This is a genomic window from Pseudoalteromonas sp. G5_S1_14_S5 (assembly GCF_054968605.1).
Window position 1 is genome coordinate 18,636 of record NZ_JBQKUM010000049.1, and the last position, 18,851, is coordinate 37,486.

The following is an 18,851-nucleotide window of genomic DNA, read 5'->3' on the forward strand; positions in this document are numbered from 1 at the left end:
TCGGAAAATCGCCACCGAGCTTCACAGTAAACTCTGCGCTAACTCGATGGCGATTGAATTTATGCTGGTGTAACTGTTTTCAAGTTTTCAGTTGTTAGTGTTTCAACGTCTTCTTTGAATTCTTTCGCTACCGCTTGCAGCTTTGCGCTATCGCTCATCATCTGTTGAGACAGCTGAGTTAACGCTGCTAGCTGCTGGCTGTTGAATGCAGTAAGGCTGTTCACATCTTTAATTTCACTTACCGCTTTCATTTGAGCAAGACCCATATCCGTATAGGTCTTCATCGCATTCATTTGCAATTCCGTCATGGTTTGAACGTTCTTTGCAACTAACTTGTTGAACTTAAAATACGGTTCATATTGCTTTTCAGTTTGGTCAGTAATTGTTTTGAAAATATCCGTGTACATAAGTAACTCCTGATGAATACATAGTTTAGTAAATTAGTACTTGTATCGTTTCAGCTAAGGTAGGATGGTTTGTTAACGCACCTTGTAGACTGCAGCGATAAATTGTTTAGCTTGCTAACGATACATCCAGCGTTAACCTTCAATACCCTTAAGCAGAACAGCGGTTCCCATTCCCCCACCGACGCAGAGTGAAGCAACGCCATAACTGATCTTTTGCTCAAGCATTTCGTGGATGAGTGAGACAATGATTCGATTACCCGACGCACCTAGAGGATGCCCTAGGGCAATCGCACCGCCGTTAACATTCACTTTTGACTTAAAAGCGTCTAGAGGCAGATCGTGCTGCTCAGAAAGCTGATACATCACGCCAAGCGCTTGCGCCGCAAACGCTTCGTTTAATTCAAACAGATCAACTTGTTCGAGTGTTAAATCAGCTTTATCTAGCGCTTTAGACACAGCCTCTACTGGACCTAAGCCCATGATCTTTGGGTCTAATCCAGACTGTGCGTAGCTTGTAAGCTCGACCAGTGGTGTCAAACCGTATTTCGATAGAGCACTCTCTGATGCCAAAATGATTGCACTCGCGCCATCATTAATGCCCGAGGCGTTGCCCGCAGTTACCGTACCTTCACGGTCGAATGCAGGACGAAGCTTTTGCAAACCTTCGAACGTTGCATCCGCTTTAGGATATTCATCGGTATCAAAGGTGAAGGTCTGTCTGCGCTGTTTCACTTCAACAGGCACAATTTGCTCAGCAAACTTACCCGCTTCAATCGCAGCTACCGCTTTTTGTTGGCTTTCTAGCGCGTAGTTGTCTTGGGTAAGACGCGAGATATTCAATGCATTCGCAATGTTCTCTGCTGTCACACCCATGTGGTAATGATTGAACGCATCCGTCAGACCATCGCCAACGAGCAGATCTTTCATCGAAATGTCACCCATCTTGTGACCGTTACGAATACTTGGCGGAACCACGAAAGGGATTTGAGACATCACCTCCACGCCCGCAGCAACCACGATTTCTGCATCTTGGGCTTTAATATGCGCTGCAGCGTCCATGACTGATTTCATACCACTACCGCAGATCATGTTAACGCCGTAAGCTGGAGTCTCTTCAGGTAGCCCAGCATAGATAGAAGCCTGACGTGCAACACCCATACCTTGACCCGCAGAAATCACATTGCCAACAATCACTTCATCAATCACATCTAAAGGAAGCCCTACCGAGTCCAATGCTCCCTTGATCGCCACACCCGCCAATTCACCGGCTGTAACGTCTTTCAATGAACCCGTAAATGCACCAATAGGCGTGCGTTTTGCCGCAACTATAAATACTTTTTCCATCATTCAATTCCTGTCAATTTCACCAATTAGTGCATGTACAAACCGCCATTTACAGACAAAGTTTCGCCAGTAATGTACGCACCAGAATCGCTTGCTAGAAATCCAACCGCTTCAGCAATTTCCACAGGCGTTGCTAAACGTTTCATTGGGATTTGGTTCTTAATTGAATCCAGTACTTCCGGCTTGATTTGTTCAACCATTGGGGTTGCGGTGTAACCCGGAGCAATAACATTAACGGTCACGCCGCTGCGTGCTCCTTCTGCTGCTAATGCTTTCGAGAAACCAATCATCCCAGCTTTTGCAGCAGAGTAGTTGGTTTGCCCGAATTGCCCTTTAAGGCCATTCACTGAGGAGATATTGATAACTCGACAGTTACCTTTCTCACACATAGGAGCGAATAGAGGTTGAGTCACATTAAACAAGCTGTTCAGGTTCGTTTCGATAACCTCTTTCCACGCTTCGGCACTCATCTTTTTAAATACGCAATCACGTGTAATGCCAGCGTTATTAACGAGAACGTCAACGGTACCCTCTTCCTGTAACAACTTACTCAAGCTCAATGCACACTCTTCTGTGTTGGTGACATCCAACTCAAACAATCTCACTTGATCTTCAGTAAATTGTTTCTCGTTGAACCACTCCAGAGCACACTGATAATTTCCAGTAAAATAAGTCGCTATCACACGATACCCATCAGCGACTAGCTTAGAAGATATTGCTGACCCGATACCACCCTTTGACCCTGTAATTAAAGCAAGTTTTTTCATTAATGGTTCCATCCCTTACAAGCAATTAAATAACAATGATGTTAATAAGATAATGTCTTATTCGATAATTAAACTTTCGCGTTGCTTTAAGTAAACACTACATATCAAAATCAAAAATTATTATTACAAAAAGAAAATAATTCACACTGATGTCTAAAATTCTGACTTACCTCGCAAAAAACGTGAAATGTTAAACACATGTAAAATCCACGCAAGCTTTTGATTTTAAATGAACTTTTTAATTACATCAATATCAGCAATAATGGTAAGTCACTGTAAAAAAAGAGAAAAACCTAATCAGAACCTTGTTTCAATAAGAATGCAATATTAAAAATAGAATTTATTGAAGACCAAAACATTAGTAAAAGAATTATTTATTATTAATAAATCTATATTATTTATTCTATAAGACGATCAATATGAGTTTAAGGGTAAAATGTATGAGTTTAAGGGTAAAATGAATGAATATTCACTTTATCAATAATAAAAAAGCCCACTCCATTACAGAGTGGGCTTTGATAATTAATTGATAACTTATAGTCTATTGACAGTTTATATTATCAACAGTAATACATAGTTGTCTCTTAGTCTGTAAATATTTCATTTTTATTTACATCAAGATAAACTTTATTTTCAAGAGATAGGCCACCGCAGTAGATAAAGTAAACATCGCGCTCGCTATACCGAACAGATCTTACCCAACCACCTAGCTCTTCAAAGTCACTTGGTTCGCACTCACCTTCAGATATCAACTTAGCGACAGAATTGCGAAATTTCTCTTGGTACAACTTAAGATCGTCGGACTTAACTAAGTAAGAATCTAATATCTCTTTGTTTTCCTTATTAGAAATAACCACTTCATCATTCGAGAGACCAGACATCGCCACCCATTCTGCAATCTGAGGTCCGCCTTCTTTCAGAACAATATAATCCGAAATACGTGCCCAATCTCCCTGCTTCTCGAGCACTTCGACCTTTTCCCCTTTGTAGAGGTAGCCCGTTATCAAGCCATCAATCTCAGGCTGTTCTACCACCTCTAGCTTTATATCTAACACATAAAACTCTGTTTGCTCTGGTTCAGGTCGTAGTTCAATAGCAGGCTTTAATGCAGATTTAGGTGGCTCCACAGTTTCAACAACAGGCTCTTCGACTTTTTCTGGTGGCTTAGGATCTTTCTTAATAATGAAGTAGTAGTACGCAGCACCTCCTCCAACCAAGATTAACAATACAAGTAAAACGATCAGCGCTTTTTTCATTCAATCCACCAGCTTATCCGTTTGAAGTGAATTTGCAGTGTACATCAACTCACGCATCAGCTCATCTATACTCTATATTGATAACATCGCGAGTAGAGGAAGACCATGAGTTTTTGGGGTAAGTTTCTAATCATAAACGTCTCTTTGAGTGCTAGTGTGGTATTAGCCAGTGAATGTAACAGTGAGAGCTGGCAAACGATCCTAGCTCGTCAGCTCGCCTTTGAGACTCGCTATAACCAATATACAAAAGAGTTCAATCAAGTTCTCTCAACCTATGAGTCACAGACCCTACTGTCTAAAGATTTCAATGGAGAGCAAGCCGTTGAACTTTGGGCAAAATACGAACAAAGATTTAATACACAACTCAACAGCCACATGAATACCGCTTACGATATCTCCGAAGTTCTGCTTAAACAATCATATGTAGTATCGACCGAACTAGAAGGCGCTCATTCTCTTGCTCAATTATGGGAAGCAATGGCTCAAGATTGTGATAAAGCTAAGCTAATCCACCAGTCAGCAAGTGCACTGTCACATGTGAAGAGCTCGCAGTCTCTCGCGCAAGACCTTAATGTGCTTAGTGAAAAGTTCAGGCAACTATCGTTTAAGTATCGTCAGGAAGCCACAATGATCGATGCTGCACGCCAATCAAATGAACTGGGAAGCGTTCAATCAAACGAACCGCTTCGCTAGATTTATTAGCAAAATCAACGATGGCTGATGAAAATGTATTCAACTCAGCCTGAATCAAATCTTTATCAATAAATTGTAAAAATAATGTGCGAACTATCAACAACAAGGTTCAACTTCCAACCAATGCAAGTGATTATGTGAGATATTCATCACAAAATAGATTTACAAACGCCAAAAAATTGTTATCATGAATATTCATATAACTTAATAACAAGAAACATTTTGGCTAGGTAATATGCAAAAAACTATGGCTTTCAACTGCTTGAGTAAAACGGAATGGACTGCAGAAATAAGAGCTAAGCTTTTATCTGTAGCTAAACACATGGAAGAGTTCGGTTCAGTAAGTGAATTAGAGCTATGCAAGATATTTGGAGAAACAATCTGGAATGACGGTGTGGATTATCATTCACATGCTTTTTCATTCAGAATTAATACACAAACCGGAGATTGTTCAATCTCTAACTTTAAGTATCACTAAGTTTTGCACCTATCATATACGGAGTACCTTTCACGAGGTGCTCCGTTTTTTATTGTATTTAGTTTGGCATCTTGTGAAAAATCTTGGGACATCTTCGCATTGTTATCTAAAGATCAAACAATGTGGTTTTCAGCTCACTTTCCCCAATAACCACCAAGTTTTCAATCGGGTTAGTCGGTATACACTGGAAGAGGGGTATTACCTTTTACTTGCCTTATCGCTAGATGAGTATGGATGTCTTTGACGTTAGATAGCCGCTGAAGTTTCCTAGTAAATGCTTCATAAGCCATTAAGTTTGGACTAACCACCTCTAAAAGATAATCATAAGCGCCAGAGACAACATGACCACTGATTACCTCCTCCATCTCGACAATCGCACCTTCGAAGTGCTCGATCGACACTTCTTGGTGATTATTTAGGCTCACCTCTACAAACACGCTCATCGCCACACCAACTTTTTCTCGCGACAAGCTCACGCGATAGCCGTCGATAATCCCTTTTTCTTCAAGCCTTTTGATACGCCTAGCACATGGAGACGCAGATAACCCGACCTCCTCAGCGAGTTCAGCCGTTGTCAATCGACCATCTTTTTGTAGTAATTCAAGAAGATGTCTATCTATTCTATCCATAACGCGACTTATCCTTTGGTATTAAAAAGAGCAATGAGAGCAGCACCCATTTAGATTTACCACCAATCAACGTGGTAAACCTAAAGACCACAACAATAGTTGTAAGCACTAATAATTTTCGCCATGTTAGCAAAAATCACCAATAGTAAGTAAAAGTTCATTCAATTTTGCCAACTTAAAGCACACGAATCCCATCATAATTAATCATCACTCACTTGTTTGTTTATATTATGAAGCTTGGCTACCTTTCCATTATTGTCACTTTACTGATCTGGGCGAGTTTTTTTCTCTCACTAAAAGGTGGCGCCAATTCAAATTTAACGCCCGCAGACATAGCTCTCACACGCTTCTTCATACCCGCCCTCGTGCTACTGCCACTAGTATGGAAAGCCCGTAACATCGTCACTACGGTGCCTACGCGATACTTACTCGGTATGTTCATTGGTAGTGGGCTGCCTTATCTACTTGTCGCTGGTACAGCAATGCAGTTTGTTCCGGTTTCTCACGGTAGTGCGTTAGTTCCTGGGACACTGCCTCTGTTTGTTACAGGCATTGCGGTCCTCTTTTTTAAGCAACCACTGAGCAGACATCGAGTAGCCGGATTAGCGATGGTGTTACTTGGAATCATGCTGTTTTTAGGTGCGAGCTTAAGCAGTTTCAACTTCGAATACACCAAAGGACACATGCTATTCTTATGCGGAAGCTTGATGTGGGCGATATTTACAATTTCTGCTCGTGTGGCCAATCTTGACGCATTGGTAAGTGCTGGCTTCATCTCTCTCTGCTCAACGTTACTATTATTGCTTCTTATTGTTAACGGGTCGCTCCCTAGCCATCTAGCAGACACACCCATCGCTCGATGGCCATTTACCGAGCTTGCTGTGCACTCTGCAGTACAAGGCGTTGGCGCAGGTTTAATAGCAGCGTTCACATACCTTTATGCTGTAAAGACCTTAGGAGCGGAACGATCAGCAGCATTCGGCAGCGCAACACCCGCAATTGCAACTCTGCTGGCTATCCCATTGTTTGGCGAGATCCCTGACACGCTAACTTGGCTAACTCTTGGTTCTATTTGTATTGGCAGCTTGGTAGCGAGCAATATCTTTATGAGAAATGATCAATCAATGCAGTATCAGCCTCCCACTCACAGCAAGGCTTAACTGCGCTTGCTCAATCATCCCTACTACTCACTTTCACAACAACGATGTCTAGATAAGCCTACCTTTGCAGGCTTATCTAAAATCTTCTTTTTCTCAGCCCGCTTCTCTATTAAACTGTGCGACCTTTTTGACGATTCAAGAGAACACCATGCAACGCGACTACACCTTAAATTGCTTAATCACCATGCCCCGTCATGAACTAGAAGAATTTAGTTTAAGAATGATCCATCGCCTTGTTCCTGAAGACGCAATGACAGAGCTATTCACATTCGAACAAGAAGAAGTGACCAGCGAAGAACGCATGCAATCAGCGAAGTTCGATGCAATGCTACGAATGACAGCGATTGCATTAGGCGAAGTAAACCTAGCATTCTCTGAATCAGAAAACTCACAACAAAACATTGAACGCATGACTCGCCTGCTGTTATGGCATTTCTACTCGATCTCTTTCAACCTTGAAGAAGCGATCGCAATTGAAGTGCACTGTGAGAAAGTTGAGAAGATCTTAAAGAACGCACCAAAAGATGCGTTTGGTTGGGTTAAAGAACTCACAGAGCTGCTTCACTTCTATGCAAAAGTGAATGAAGGCAACGAAGAGAAAAAAAACGCGTAACGTCCCTAATCTTCAACAGGCTGCCGCAAAACAGCCCTGCTCATTACAAAGGCAGAATGAACTACACAGAAGGCAAGTAAAAGCTTTGCTGAAATGAGTTCTCTGCCTTTGTGGTTTTTAGTACGCTGTGATGCAGCATCAATATCGACTGCGCATTTTTAGTCCCGATACCCAATGAACCATTCGGCGCTTCACGCTCCACTCCATTGTGAATAACCACCCTAACCCGCTTCGAATCCTTCTCTAAGTCAAAACGCAAAAAGGCCGAATCGAATTGCCGATTCGGCCTCTGTTTTGTGTATTGTTACTCGTCCAAAAAGTCGTGTTGCTCTCTAAGCAAAGCTAACGCTATAGGATCAATTTAGAACGCGTAGTTTGCGTCAATCAGCTCGCTTACTTCAACTTTCGTTACTTCAGCGCGCGCTTCAAGCCATTGTGCAACCAGAAGTTGTTCAGCTTCAGTTACTGAACGGTATCGCTCGATCGAACATAAGAAACCTTCAAACAACTCAAGGCCGCCACCACCAAAGCACAAATCAATGCTATCGATGAAGTCGATGAATTCATCAATGAACACATCGTATTGGTCAAAATCAGTAATCGATGTTTTGCAGCTTACTTCAAAGCCAAGAATCGCGAATTCACCCAGGTATAGCTTTTTACGTAGACGACGATTTTTGTTTTCGATCTTATCTAATTTCATAACTGTCTCTCTCTTCGTTTGATCAAGCATTTATACACAGTTCTAACGCAATGCCCAAGAGTTTTATCTTACATAAAAATCCTTGAGACAAAAATCGTGCTACGGAAACAAAAGCTTAATAAAAACTATAAAAATCTGTCACTTTACTACTTCACGATTGGTCACAAATTTACCCAAGTTATTAACCAATTAGTTATTAACTTTGTAAGTCATAAATAACAAATAATAAAGTCAACCAATAGGAAGCAGTTGCGATGAGCAAGGAAACATTTGATAGCACTCGTTTTAACAAGAGTAACAACAAACCCTTTGAAGAGGTTCTAGAAGCAAACCTTTCAAGAAGAAACGTTTTGAAAGGCGGCTTAGGCATTAGCGCAATGACCGCCTTTGGTGCATTCGGTTTAAGTGGTCACAGCACAGCTAACGCGTCAACAATGCAAGCTACGGGCGCGCAAAAAAGTACTGCGACACTAGCATTTGAATCGGTTAAAGGCTCATTAACAGACAGCGTGGTTGTGCCTAAAGGCTATACAGCACAAGTGCTAGTTCCTTGGGGAACGCCTCTCAATAAGCAAGGCAATGCTTGGCTAAAAGACGGCACCAACAATGCACAGGACCAAGCTAATGCTCTAGGTATGCACCACGATGGCATGCACTTCTTCCCGCTTGATGGCAACAGCAATGATGGTTTGTTGGTCATCAATCACGAATACATTGACCAAAAAGCACTTCATGCTAATGGTCCTACATACAATGAAGGCGCTCGCCCTAAGATTGATGAAGTACGTAAAGAAATCAACGCGCACGGCGTAAGTGTGGTTCGCGTGAAGCTTGAAGGCAACCAGTGGGTAATGGTCGATGACGACCCACTTAACCGCCGCTACACTGGCGCCACTGTGATGGACCTGTCTGGTCCTGTCGCTCACAGTGAGTTCACCAAAACGAAATTCTCACAAGACGGCAGCCAAGCTCGTGGCACATTAAATAACTGTGGAAACGGCTACACACCTTGGGGCACTTACCTCACTTGTGAAGAGAACTGGCCAGGTTACTTCGTCAATAAAGGGGCAACTACACCTGCTCAAGAGCGCATCGGTATCGCGACAGATAAAACACGTTACGGTTGGGACACGCTTTCTGGTGACAAACAAGAGCGTTTGGATGAGTTTGCACGCTTTGATGTGACACCAATCGCTAATTCTCCTATGGACGATTACCGTAACGAAGCACACGGTCACGGTTACATTGTTGAGATCGACCCGTACACAGCAAACTCACGAGCGAAGAAGCGTACCGCTCTAGGTTGCTTCCGTCATGAAGGTTGTACGTTTGGTAAGCTAACCGAAGGCGAACCAATCGTATTCTACTCGGGTCACGACTCTCGTTTCGAATACCTGTACAAATTTGTTTCTGAAGCGAAATGGGACCCACGTGACGCTGAGCCAAGCAACCGCCTAAGCGCGGGCGACAAGTACATGGACAAGGGAACGCTGTATGTAGCTAAGTTCAACGACGATGGTTCAGGTACGTGGTTGCCATTAACACTAAGTAGCAAAACCACAAACGGTGGCAAGCTAGGTGATACGTTTGATTCACAAGCCGCACTTATCGTCAATACAGCAGGCGCTGCCGACCTTGTAGGTGCAACTCCAATGGATCGCCCTGAATGGTGCTCTGTTGACCCAATGACAGGTACGGCTTACCTAACGCTAACAAACAACAACAAGCGTAAAGAAGCTAATTCAGCGAACCCTCGTGTAAACAACAAGTTTGGTCATGTTGTCCGTTGGGATGAAGGTAAAACCGCTGGCGAATTCGATTGGGATATCTTTGTATTCGGTTCTCCTGCTGTGGGAGATAAGTCTATCAACCGCTCTGGTCTAACAGACATGAACCAATTTGCGAGCCCTGATGGCTTAGCGTTTGATGCACGTGGCATCCTATGGATTCAAACGGATAACGGTGCAGACGAAGTAACGGGCTATACGAATGACCAAATGCTGGCAGTAGTTCCATCTCAATTAACGGATGACAAAGGCAACAGCGCGGTCATTGATGTAAACAATCAAGCACAGCTAAAGCGTTTCTTCGTGGGTCCAAACGGTTGTGAAGTGACTGGCTTTACCATCAGCCCAGACTTCAAATCATTGTTTGTGAACATTCAACATCCTGCGAACTGGCCATCATCGAATGATGCAACGGCCCAGACTCAAGGTAACGTTCGCCCACGAGCATCTACCGTTGTGATTCGCCGTGAAGACGGTGGTGAGATCGCGGTTTAACAAACAAAGCAATACAGCGTTAGTTATCTAAGTAATACAAAAAGAGCGATAAGGCCAAATGCCCTATAGCTCTTTTCTATTCTGGTCAATCTTCGATTTACGTACGATTCCGAGTCTCAAAACTCATCATCACCGCAAGCTCTCATCATCATCGAGAAGGAGGAACGATTGAGTCGGGGATCTCAATGCTTGCTGTCATTAAAGCAGAATTAACTCACAAACAACCACACACCAACACCCATCATTAATGTGCCAGCAATCCGGTTCATCAACTTAACGTTATCTGCCTTACCTAGCATATGCTTAAGGCTCTTACCGCCTGTCGCGTACAGAGTCATACAAACAAATTCAGAAGCCAAGATAATAGACACCAAAATCATCAGTTGCGGCGCTAAATCTTTACTGCTGTTGATAAAAGGAGGAAGCAGAGAGATCATGAATGCCCAGCCTTTCGGGTTCCCAATCGCAGTCACAAAGCCCTGAACCACGAGATCCCAGTCATTATTCACTTTGGTATTTTGAGTGTCGGTACTGATGGCCAGCTTGCCTCTCGAACGCCACATCTGAACACCCAAGTAGAACAAGTAAGCTGCGCCAACAAACTTAAACCCAGTAAATAGCCATGGGTAATTCAGCATAATTGAGGCAATGCCTAGCACTGCTGCAACCGAGACCACAGCGACGCCAGCTAGCTCACCAATCATCATCCACAATGTACGCTTATAGCCAATACTCATACCCAGTGTTAAGGCCAAAGTCATGCACATGCCCGGGGTGATCGAAACAAAGAAAAACGTGGGGATGAAAGCCAAAAGTAGCGCGCTATCCATATTATTACCTACTGCCTTGTTACTGCTTGAAATTCACTGTTTCCCCATTGAGAAACAGTTCACTGAAAATTGGGAGATTGGAAAATCGATGAACACAAACGCCAGAATAAGCATTTATGTAAAACAACTGTGTTTATAAATAACACCGCGCCCAAAAACGCAAAAGAGCCACAATACAGTGGCTCTTTTCTATAACCAACCGTAATTTTACTTACGACGGTTTTTAATTCGCTTCATCATCGCTAGACGACGTTCTGCGCTTGCTTGATCTTGTGGTCCATCGTTCGCGTTGTTCTTGCGACCTTGGCGGTTTTTGAATGCCGCTTTCGTGTTTAGCTTCTCGATGTAAGCATCACGCTTCTTAGGTTCATAACCCGGTTGCTCAACACGACGAATACGTTGTTGAATCAGCTTCTCAACCTGCACCACGGTTAACTCTTCTTCGCGGTTAACGAAAGAAACAGCATGACCTTGCTTACCTGCACGACCAGTACGACCGATACGGTGAACATAATCTTCTGCTAAGAAAGGCATGTCGTAGTTAATCACGTGTGGTAAGTCTTCAATATCAAGACCACGAGCCGCAACATCAGTTGCTACCATTACACGTGCTTTACCTTCTTTAAAGTCATCTAGAGCACGACGACGAGCACTTTGCGCTTTATCACCGTGACACAATACTGCTTTGATGCCGTCTAGTTTAAGCTCTTTAACCACTTCGTTAGCGGTTTCTTTATAGTTCACAAAAACCAGCACTTGGCGCCAGTTTTTACGGCCAATAAGCTCAGACAATAGCTCTGTTTTACGCTCTTGATCCACAGGGTAAACTACGTGACCTACCGTTGCAGCCGTTGAGTTTTCACGCTCAACACTGATTCGTTTTGGCTTACGTAAGATATCAACCGACAGTTGGTTTAACTGCGTTGATGTGGTCGCAGAGAACATCATGATTTGTGGAGAAGTCTCTACATCCAACATGATCTTACGAACCGCATTAATAAAGCCCATATCTAAGATACGGTCAGCTTCATCAAATACGAGGAATTCTAGGTTAGCAATAGACACGTTACCCGCTTCTAAGTGCTCTTCTAAACGGCCTGGCGTCGCAACCAGAATATCAACACCTAGTTCTAATTGACGAACCTGTGAAGACATCTTGTTACCACCGTAAACCGCAGAAACGCTTAATTCTGTGTATTTAACGTAGTCTTTAATGTTTTGAGCAATCTGCGCTGCTAGCTCACGAGTTGGAGCTAAAATAAGGCCGCGAGCCGTTCCTCGAGATGCTTTTTTACCACTGTTCAGTAGATGCTGGATAACAGGCAATGAGAATGCTGCTGTTTTACCTGTACCGGTTTGAGCAGTAGCAAAAATATCATGGCCTTTACGAGCCATTGGAATTGCTTTTTGTTGAATTGGAGTGAGTTTTTCATAACCGCACTCAGTCAGCGCTTTGACTAATTCAGGAGCAAAACCTTGAGAGGAAAATGACATTGTTACGAGTTCCTTAAGCAGACAGCCTACATTCTTATTTCAGCCGAGCACTATAAAGTAATTAGAGTGATTTATCTCACATTTATCGTGATATAACGCAAATTTTCTCACTTAATCTGGTGTTTACCACACGAACCGCGAAGCAAACACCCGATTATTAGGCTCAAACAGAGAATAAACCCTATTTGATGCCACACAGCTTGAGCAAGATCTGCTCTAGATCGCCCCAAGGCATAAGCTGTGAGTCGATAACTTCCAGTCGTGATTCAAAGCCATCTAGTGTGATTTCATTGACTGACACAACTTGATTCGCGACGTTGAAAGCAAAGCAACCTTGGTCGGTGTTAACCACCGCTTTAACGCGCTCAGCCGTTAAATCAGACAGCATTGAGAATAGCGCATCGAAATCGAATTTATACTCAGCGCCAAACAACCAGCCACAGCTAAAGTAACCCTGCCCTTTGTTTTCCTTGCGGATGAACGCTTCGCCCGGAGGAAGTTCGAATTGAGGTTCTTGTTCAGCGTGATCATGATGGTGTGATTCAAGATGAGTTGAAGCACTGCCGTACACACGCTCAATGTCCAACACTTCTAGAGGCACTTCACCATCGTGAATCAACTTATGGAACACTTTCGCTGGCGTTTGATCCGTTACCCAATCGTTAAATATATCGATGTCTTCAGAGTGAACAAGGTCAACTTTAGTACCAAGAATCACATCAGCACTGTCTAACTGATCATTAAAGTTCTGATTAGAGGTGTATTTTTCGTTGGATAAGTTACGCGGATCTACCAAACCTAACGTCGCTTTAAGAGCAACGTATGGCGTGTATTGTTCTGAAGTTAGGGTAGCAATAACCTGCTTTGGATGTCCTAGGCCTGTTGGCTCAATCAGCAGACGGTCAGGCTTTTGACGAAGCAACGCATTAATGCCCACCGACATCGGTACGCCAGCAGTACAACACATGCAGCCACCCGGCACTTCTTTAATCAATGCGCCTTGATCTGTCATCAGTGCACCATCAATACCAATCTCACCGAACTCATTAACCAGAACAGCCCAGTTCTCATTCTCAGGTTTATTTTTCAATAGGTTCAAGATAGCAGTTGTCTTACCAACACCTAAGAAACCCGTAATTATGTTCGTAGGAACTTTTTTGGTCATATCAGTTCTCCTTTTTAAGGGAGTATATACTCAATCACCGAAAAGTTGACCCCAATCGCTTGTTTATACTTAGATTGATAAATTGAATATAAGACTTAGAGACCTAGGCCAAGAGAAAGTGAAACAAGAAGCGAGTGTGAGTATTAGAAGGTTTGGCGCTAGGGAAAGGAAATGCTTTGGATGCTCCAAACAAATTAAAGGCGTACTTCAAGAGTACGCCTCACCCTCGTTACTCAATCGTGAGTTCGCGAATCAGGATTAAATATCGACCTGAGCATTTAACGAGGAACTAGAACTTTGTATTTTTGAATCCATCCAAATTGTGTGTAAAACCTCATGTCTCCTTGCGGCTAGTTATGTTGCTTTACGAATTAACTATGGTTCATTTTGACAGTAATTCAAGTTAGCGCCGTAGATTCGATCAAAATTGTGACGGTGATTCCACTATATCCTTTATACAATCTATTTATGTAATACACTCCTTTCATAAATGAAATTCAACTTTGCATCTTTGTTGCTATAGGATAAGCAGAGTAGGCGTATAATTTACCTAAGCCCCGCCGCATCAACTCAGGAACCTAACTTCAATGACTAATAGAGAGAAATTTAAGCAGTCCCTTTTAGCAAAAATGCCAAGGGGTGCTATTAACCAATTTCTTTCTAGAGACAAAGCCCCCGTTTCAGTTCTCATCCTTTCTTTCCTTGTTGGTATCCTTGCCGGTGTTGTTGGTACCTACTTCGAAGTTGCAGTGCATTTCATAACAGAAACACGTACCGACTGGCTAAAAGATGAACTGGGCAACCATCTACCACTTTGGTTGTCTGCGTTTATTATTAGTGCTGCTTTTGCTTTCATTGGTTATTTTCTTGTTCACCGCTTTGCCCCGGAAGCCGCAGGATCCGGTATCCCTGAGATTGAAGGCGCGATGGACGGGATGCGTCCGGTTCGTTGGTGGCGAGTTCTACCTGTCAAGTTCTTTGGCGGTATGGGCGCATTAGGTTCAGGTATGGTGTTAGGTCGTGAAGGACCAACCGTGCAAATGGGTGGCAGCATTGGTCGCATGGTCACTGACATCTTCCATGTAAAAGACGACGACAGCCGACACTCACTGCTTGCCTCTGGCGCAGCTGGTGGTTTAGCAGCTGCATTCAATGCCCCCTTGGCTGGAATCATGTTCGTTGTAGAAGAGATGCGACCACAGTTCCGCTACTCTCTCATTTCTATCAAAGCCGTTATCATTTCTGCCGTTTCAGCCAACATTGTATTTCGTTCTATCAACGGGCAGTCGGCTGTCATTACCATGCCCCAATATCAACAGCCTGAACTGAGTGCACTTTGGTTATTCTTGTTATTAGGCGTACTGTTCGGAATGTTCGGGGTAATTTTCAATAAACTGATCACCCTTTCACAGGACATGTTTGTCGCAATACACAAAAACGACCGCAAACGTTACTTGATGACAGGTACATTACTCGGTGGTTGCTTTGGCTTATTGCTTCTCTACATCCCTGAATTGACTGGCGGTGGTATCGGTATTATCCCAAATGTCACCAATGGTAATTACAGCACCAACATATTGCTGCTAATTTTCCTTGGACGCGTGCTTACCACTCTACTCTGTTTCGGCTCTGGTGCACCGGGCGGCATTTTCGCTCCTATGCTAGCACTGGGTACACTCTTCGGTTATGCATTTGGGCTTATCGCAGCTGCATTCTTCCCTGAGTTAAATATAGAGCCAGGTATGTTTGCGATTGCAGGTATGGGCGCACTGTTCGCAGCAACTGTACGCGCACCGATTACAGGTATATTGCTAGTTATCGAAATGACCAATAACTATTATCTGATCTTACCTTTGATCATTACCTGCCTTGGTGCCGTTATCTTTGCGCAAATGCTAGGTGGTCAACCAATCTACAGCCAATTACTTAATCGCACGCTTAAGAATGAGAAGTTGAGACAACAAGACCTCCCTCAACAAGAAGAAGGTCGTTAATAACAAATGACTCATAGAGCAAAAGTACACATTCAACGTGCTTAATGTCCCGATTCCACATCAAAGTCAAAAAAGCAAACGTTAAAGTTGCTATCATCCACGCAAAATTAGCTGAGCGCCCTCAACAGCTATTGATGGCACAACTACACGCATTAAATAGAGTAAAAGCTTTATTGCTAACCATTGTTTTATAAGTCACTAAGTTGGAGAAAGTCGTTGAACTGGAGAAGGTTGACCCAAGTAAAAAACGTGCCGCCATCTCAGGCATCTTTAGCACTTGGTATTATAGGCCTAGGACAAGCTTGGGCTTTATATATACCAGGCATAGGTGACGTTATTCGCCCCTACCTCGCTTCACTTGGTGCGCTGCTTCTGTTACCTGTTTTACTTCGTTACCTGACAAGTCTAAATACCTTCATTAATGACATTCGTCACCCACTTAGTGGAAGCTTGATGGCGCCAATGAGCATGGCACTGTTGATCCTATGTGACTATTTAGCCGAAATATCACCAATAATCGCCTACCCAATATGGTTCTGTGCCCTATTACTTCATTTTTCGATGATGGTGTTGTTCTTCGGTTTCCAGATCATCAATTTCAAGATGTCTAACATCGTTCCAAGCTGGTTCCTATATCCTGTGGGGTTGATCAGTAGTTCGCTGGCAGGTACCCAATTTGGGCATACAGTGTTTTCAGAAACGCTTGCAGCCACCTGTGTCGGTATCTACTTCTTCTTACTGCCTGTAGTGCTTTACCGCTTGGTGTTTGAAGGAAACCTCCCTCGTAGAGCAAGACCGACACTAGCAATCATGGCAGCTCCAGTGAACTTGTCGCTTGCCGCTTACTTGGTTAATTTCGACCACCCCGACCCAATTCTGACAGGTGCTTTAGCAGGTATTGCTATTACCATGACGTTGCTGATCTACTTATGCTATGTAAGGCTCATGCGACTGAAGTTCCAACCTTCCATTGCTGCGGTAACCTTTCCATCGGTAATTAGTGCTATCGCTATGCATCGTTTAACCACCTTTTTCGGTGCCGAGTATCCACAGTGGTACTGGTTACACAAGTTTGGTTTCTTCGAATTGACCATCGCAACTATCCTAGTCATTTGGGTCGCTGGCGGTTACGTGAAGATGTACTGGCCCGAGCTATACCGGCCCAGCCAACTAGTGAAAAAAGCGGAATGAGTCTAACTTAAGTTGATCATATTATCCTGAAGTTCATGAACATTACTTTTGTTAGGAAACTAGAAAGGAAGATTCTATAAACGAAGAAATGTGGCAAGTCCATTTGCCAAGGAAATTTTTTGTGAATGTCGTAAAAACACTAAAGCATTAACTTTAATAAGTAATTAGCATTTCAGGTGGATACTAGTAAATGCATTATTTTTTATTGTTTTTTCTATTTTTGCTTGGTGATTAACTTTACGCTGAAACGGGTGCTTACGTGGGAAAGATAGATAGTAACCTTGATATAAATCTGAGCCAAACGCCTTCGCCAATGCCAGCTGTTCTATGCACTCAATGCCCTCATAAATCAACATCGTACTTTTTAATCCGCAAATAACTTTTAGCTCTTCTAGTTCTTCCGTTAACCCAACCTGACTCGCCACCAACAGTTCTCGACTTACTTTAATATAGTCCGGGCTAATAGCTGCAACTCTCGAAAAACCGGACCAACCGGTACCGAAGTCATCAATCGCAACTAACACGCCTTGAGACCTGATTTTGTTTATACCATCGTAAAAGTTAGTGATCTCATCGATTGGACAGTAGTCCTCAACTATCTCAACGACTATCTGCTCTAATTTGATACCAGTTGTATGAATATGCTTTATACAATCACTGATTAGTCTGTCTTGTTTCGAGAGTGCTCTAAAGAAGCATGGACTAAAGTTCAGAAACAGCTTAATTTTTTCATCATAGATTTCCGACTCTACGAAGCCACGAATATGCATAACATTGATCGCAAATTTCACTTTAAACTCTAGATCATCATCAAGCTTCTCTAAGAAGCTAAACAATTTCTTGAAACTTACGTTTTCCCCATTTTTCGTTGCACGACAGAGCCCTTCGAACCCATAAATCAGACCACTTTCTGCTTTAATTTCTTGGTAAACGCTCTGTATTCTGTATCCCAGAATCTGTATTTCAAAAACCTGTTCATCTTGATTATAAGTAATCATTTGCTACCCAACCCACGACCTTTTTTTGAACCACAAACCACCACAACTATCAACACCTTTAATTTTAATAATAGATTTAAGCATCATAATGATTTATAAAAATGTGACAAGGGTTATATTTAAAGCTGATTTCCTCACTCATATCCAAGGTTAAATACTTGCTTTACTCTCTCAAAACATGCGTGTAGAAATATGAATTTTAGTAAAAATATACTCTTATTACATAAACAGAAGTTTGAGACTCCCATACTCATTTTTTATATCTCTGCTTTTGAATTTTTTCTTATTTTCTGTAGCCTATAGTTTTTAATCAATGTTGGCGTGTCAAATCAGATTATCTTGAATTTAAAAAAGATATTTCGTAAGTTTCATTAGCTTTTCGAATAGTTACTTGTTCACGGAACTTACTTTAGCTGTTTAAAGCCTATTTGTAACGTTAGGTGCTTTTTTCATCGACGCTCACGAAAATTGTCCATTATAAGTTTTCAAGTTTATCTTTGGCCACTCGGCTTTAGCGAGCGCCAAGCAGCAATTTTCTCCAGTAAATCAACTTTAAAAAATAAAATTACGTCCTGCATCTCTACTCCTGAAAAACAGGACCATACCTGTTGATTATTTCAGTCACCCCGAATTGTCGCCTAGTTCGTGTGAAAAAAATGTAACGAACCTTCTTTACAGGAACATACTCCGCTTTATCACCTATTGAACTTGAAAAAGCATGACTTTTTCAAGCTATCTCAAAGGTTCTTAATCAGTGGTTAAATCACATACGTTAATAAAGTCTACGATCACAGAAAATCAAAGCTATAGAATCCTAGTCATATATACTAAAGGCCTCACACTGTGA

16 protein-coding genes are annotated in these 18,851 nt (G+C 42.5%); 6 read left to right on the forward strand and 10 right to left on the reverse strand.

All coding sequences use genetic code 11. The annotated features are described in order from the left end of the window. Positions 1–59: 59 nt before the first annotated feature. The 4 genes from ACTRWI_RS15005 to ACTRWI_RS15020 form a co-directional block, all read right to left on the reverse strand. On the reverse strand, positions 60–407 hold the full coding sequence (locus ACTRWI_RS15005) for a phasin family protein (RefSeq protein ID WP_499132485.1): 348 nt from the start codon (positions 405–407) through the stop codon (positions 60–62). A 132-nt stretch (positions 408–539) separates the two neighbouring features. Beyond that, a complete protein-coding gene (locus tag ACTRWI_RS15010; protein WP_499132486.1) occupies positions 540–1,751 on the reverse strand; it encodes an acetyl-CoA C-acetyltransferase in 1,212 nt (403 codons plus the stop codon). A 26-nt stretch (positions 1,752–1,777) separates the two neighbouring features. Then, entirely contained in the window at positions 1,778–2,518 is a 741-nt protein-coding gene (locus ACTRWI_RS15015) for an SDR family oxidoreductase (protein ID WP_499132488.1), read from the reverse strand. A gap of 584 nt (positions 2,519–3,102) precedes the next feature. Further along, positions 3,103–3,774, reverse strand: a complete 672-nt coding sequence (locus ACTRWI_RS15020) for an SH3 domain-containing protein (RefSeq protein WP_499132490.1) — start codon at positions 3,772–3,774, stop codon at positions 3,103–3,105. A gap of 105 nt (positions 3,775–3,879) precedes the next feature. On the opposite strand from ACTRWI_RS15020, the gene ACTRWI_RS15025 reads away from it, so the two are divergent. Continuing rightward, positions 3,880–4,467, forward strand: coding sequence for a hypothetical protein (locus ACTRWI_RS15025; protein WP_499132491.1), 588 nt, complete (start codon positions 3,880–3,882; stop codon positions 4,465–4,467). Between the two features lie 648 nt (positions 4,468–5,115). Here ACTRWI_RS15025 and ACTRWI_RS15030 read toward each other — a convergent pair. After that, on the reverse strand, positions 5,116–5,574 hold the full coding sequence (locus ACTRWI_RS15030) for an Lrp/AsnC family transcriptional regulator (RefSeq protein WP_499132493.1): 459 nt from the start codon (positions 5,572–5,574) through the stop codon (positions 5,116–5,118). A 230-nt stretch (positions 5,575–5,804) separates the two neighbouring features. Here ACTRWI_RS15030 and ACTRWI_RS15035 point away from each other — a divergent pair, with 230 nt between their 5' ends. Both ACTRWI_RS15035 and ACTRWI_RS15040 read left to right on the forward strand, forming a co-directional pair. After that, on the forward strand, positions 5,805–6,734 hold the full coding sequence (locus tag ACTRWI_RS15035) for a DMT family transporter (RefSeq protein WP_499132494.1): 930 nt from the start codon (positions 5,805–5,807) through the stop codon (positions 6,732–6,734). Positions 6,735–6,882: 148 nt separating this feature from the next. Beyond that, positions 6,883–7,347 carry a hypothetical protein gene (locus tag ACTRWI_RS15040; RefSeq protein WP_499132496.1) on the forward strand — a complete coding sequence of 155 codons (465 nt, stop codon included), beginning with the start codon at positions 6,883–6,885 and terminating at the stop codon, positions 7,345–7,347. Positions 7,348–7,708: 361 nt separating this feature from the next. On the opposite strand, the gene ACTRWI_RS15045 is transcribed toward ACTRWI_RS15040, so the two are convergent. Continuing rightward, positions 7,709–8,050, reverse strand: coding sequence for a YggL 50S ribosome-binding family protein (locus tag ACTRWI_RS15045; RefSeq protein ID WP_499132498.1), 342 nt, complete (start codon positions 8,048–8,050; stop codon positions 7,709–7,711). A gap of 254 nt (positions 8,051–8,304) precedes the next feature. On the opposite strand from ACTRWI_RS15045, the gene ACTRWI_RS15050 reads away from it, so the two are divergent. After that, positions 8,305–10,332 carry a PhoX family protein gene (locus ACTRWI_RS15050; RefSeq protein WP_499132500.1) on the forward strand — a complete coding sequence of 676 codons (2,028 nt, stop codon included), beginning with the start codon at positions 8,305–8,307 and terminating at the stop codon, positions 10,330–10,332. A 209-nt stretch (positions 10,333–10,541) separates the two neighbouring features. On the opposite strand, the gene ACTRWI_RS15055 is transcribed toward ACTRWI_RS15050, so the two are convergent. From ACTRWI_RS15055 to ACTRWI_RS15065, 3 genes are all read right to left on the reverse strand, one after another. Next, positions 10,542–11,162 (reverse strand): LysE family translocator, encoded by a 621-nt coding sequence (locus tag ACTRWI_RS15055; protein ID WP_499132502.1) that lies wholly within the window; start codon positions 11,160–11,162, stop codon positions 10,542–10,544. 207 nt (positions 11,163–11,369) lie between these two features. Beyond that, on the reverse strand, positions 11,370–12,656 hold the full coding sequence (locus ACTRWI_RS15060; RefSeq protein ID WP_499132504.1) for a DEAD/DEAH box helicase: 1,287 nt from the start codon (positions 12,654–12,656) through the stop codon (positions 11,370–11,372). Positions 12,657–12,837: 181 nt separating this feature from the next. Then, a complete protein-coding gene (locus ACTRWI_RS15065) occupies positions 12,838–13,821 on the reverse strand; it encodes a CobW family GTP-binding protein (protein ID WP_499132506.1) in 984 nt (327 codons plus the stop codon). A gap of 587 nt (positions 13,822–14,408) precedes the next feature. Here ACTRWI_RS15065 and clcA point away from each other — a divergent pair. Continuing rightward, the gene (gene clcA, locus ACTRWI_RS15070; protein ID WP_499132507.1) at positions 14,409–15,815 is read left to right on the forward strand and encodes a H(+)/Cl(-) exchange transporter ClcA; all 1,407 of its coding nucleotides are present in this window, start codon (positions 14,409–14,411) and stop codon (positions 15,813–15,815) included. 231 nt (positions 15,816–16,046) lie between these two features. After that, positions 16,047–17,006 (forward strand): TDT family transporter, encoded by a 960-nt coding sequence (locus ACTRWI_RS15075; RefSeq protein WP_499132509.1) that lies wholly within the window; start codon positions 16,047–16,049, stop codon positions 17,004–17,006. A 164-nt stretch (positions 17,007–17,170) separates the two neighbouring features. Here ACTRWI_RS15075 and ACTRWI_RS15080 read toward each other — a convergent pair whose 3' ends face one another. Then, positions 17,171–18,004 carry an EAL domain-containing protein gene (locus tag ACTRWI_RS15080; RefSeq protein ID WP_499132511.1) on the reverse strand — a complete coding sequence of 278 codons (834 nt, stop codon included), beginning with the start codon at positions 18,002–18,004 and terminating at the stop codon, positions 17,171–17,173. Positions 18,005–18,851 lie beyond the last annotated feature (847 nt).

Coding starts and splice junctions, on each gene's coding strand:
- ACTRWI_RS15060 (WP_499132504.1), bottom strand. CDS start 12,656: ATGTCATTTTCCTCTCAAGGTTTTGCTCCTGAATTAGTCAAAGCGCTG.
- ACTRWI_RS15055 (WP_499132502.1), bottom strand. CDS start 11,162: ATGGATAGCGCGCTACTTTTGGCTTTCATCCCCACGTTTTTCTTTGTT.
- ACTRWI_RS15045 (WP_499132498.1), bottom strand. CDS start 8,050: ATGAAATTAGATAAGATCGAAAACAAAAATCGTCGTCTACGTAAAAAG.
- ACTRWI_RS15010 (WP_499132486.1), bottom strand. CDS start 1,751: ATGGAAAAAGTATTTATAGTTGCGGCAAAACGCACGCCTATTGGTGCA.
- clcA (WP_499132507.1), top strand. CDS start 14,409: ATGACTAATAGAGAGAAATTTAAGCAGTCCCTTTTAGCAAAAATGCCA.
- ACTRWI_RS15050 (WP_499132500.1), top strand. CDS start 8,305: ATGAGCAAGGAAACATTTGATAGCACTCGTTTTAACAAGAGTAACAAC.
- ACTRWI_RS15065 (WP_499132506.1), bottom strand. CDS start 13,821: ATGACCAAAAAAGTTCCTACGAACATAATTACGGGTTTCTTAGGTGTT.
- ACTRWI_RS15015 (WP_499132488.1), bottom strand. CDS start 2,518: ATGAAAAAACTTGCTTTAATTACAGGGTCAAAGGGTGGTATCGGGTCA.
- ACTRWI_RS15030 (WP_499132493.1), bottom strand. CDS start 5,574: ATGGATAGAATAGATAGACATCTTCTTGAATTACTACAAAAAGATGGT.
- ACTRWI_RS15040 (WP_499132496.1), top strand. CDS start 6,883: ATGCAACGCGACTACACCTTAAATTGCTTAATCACCATGCCCCGTCAT.
- ACTRWI_RS15080 (WP_499132511.1), bottom strand. CDS start 18,004: ATGATTACTTATAATCAAGATGAACAGGTTTTTGAAATACAGATTCTG.
- ACTRWI_RS15025 (WP_499132491.1), top strand. CDS start 3,880: ATGAGTTTTTGGGGTAAGTTTCTAATCATAAACGTCTCTTTGAGTGCT.
- ACTRWI_RS15035 (WP_499132494.1), top strand. CDS start 5,805: ATGAAGCTTGGCTACCTTTCCATTATTGTCACTTTACTGATCTGGGCG.
- ACTRWI_RS15020 (WP_499132490.1), bottom strand. CDS start 3,774: ATGAAAAAAGCGCTGATCGTTTTACTTGTATTGTTAATCTTGGTTGGA.
- ACTRWI_RS15005 (WP_499132485.1), bottom strand. CDS start 407: ATGTACACGGATATTTTCAAAACAATTACTGACCAAACTGAAAAGCAA.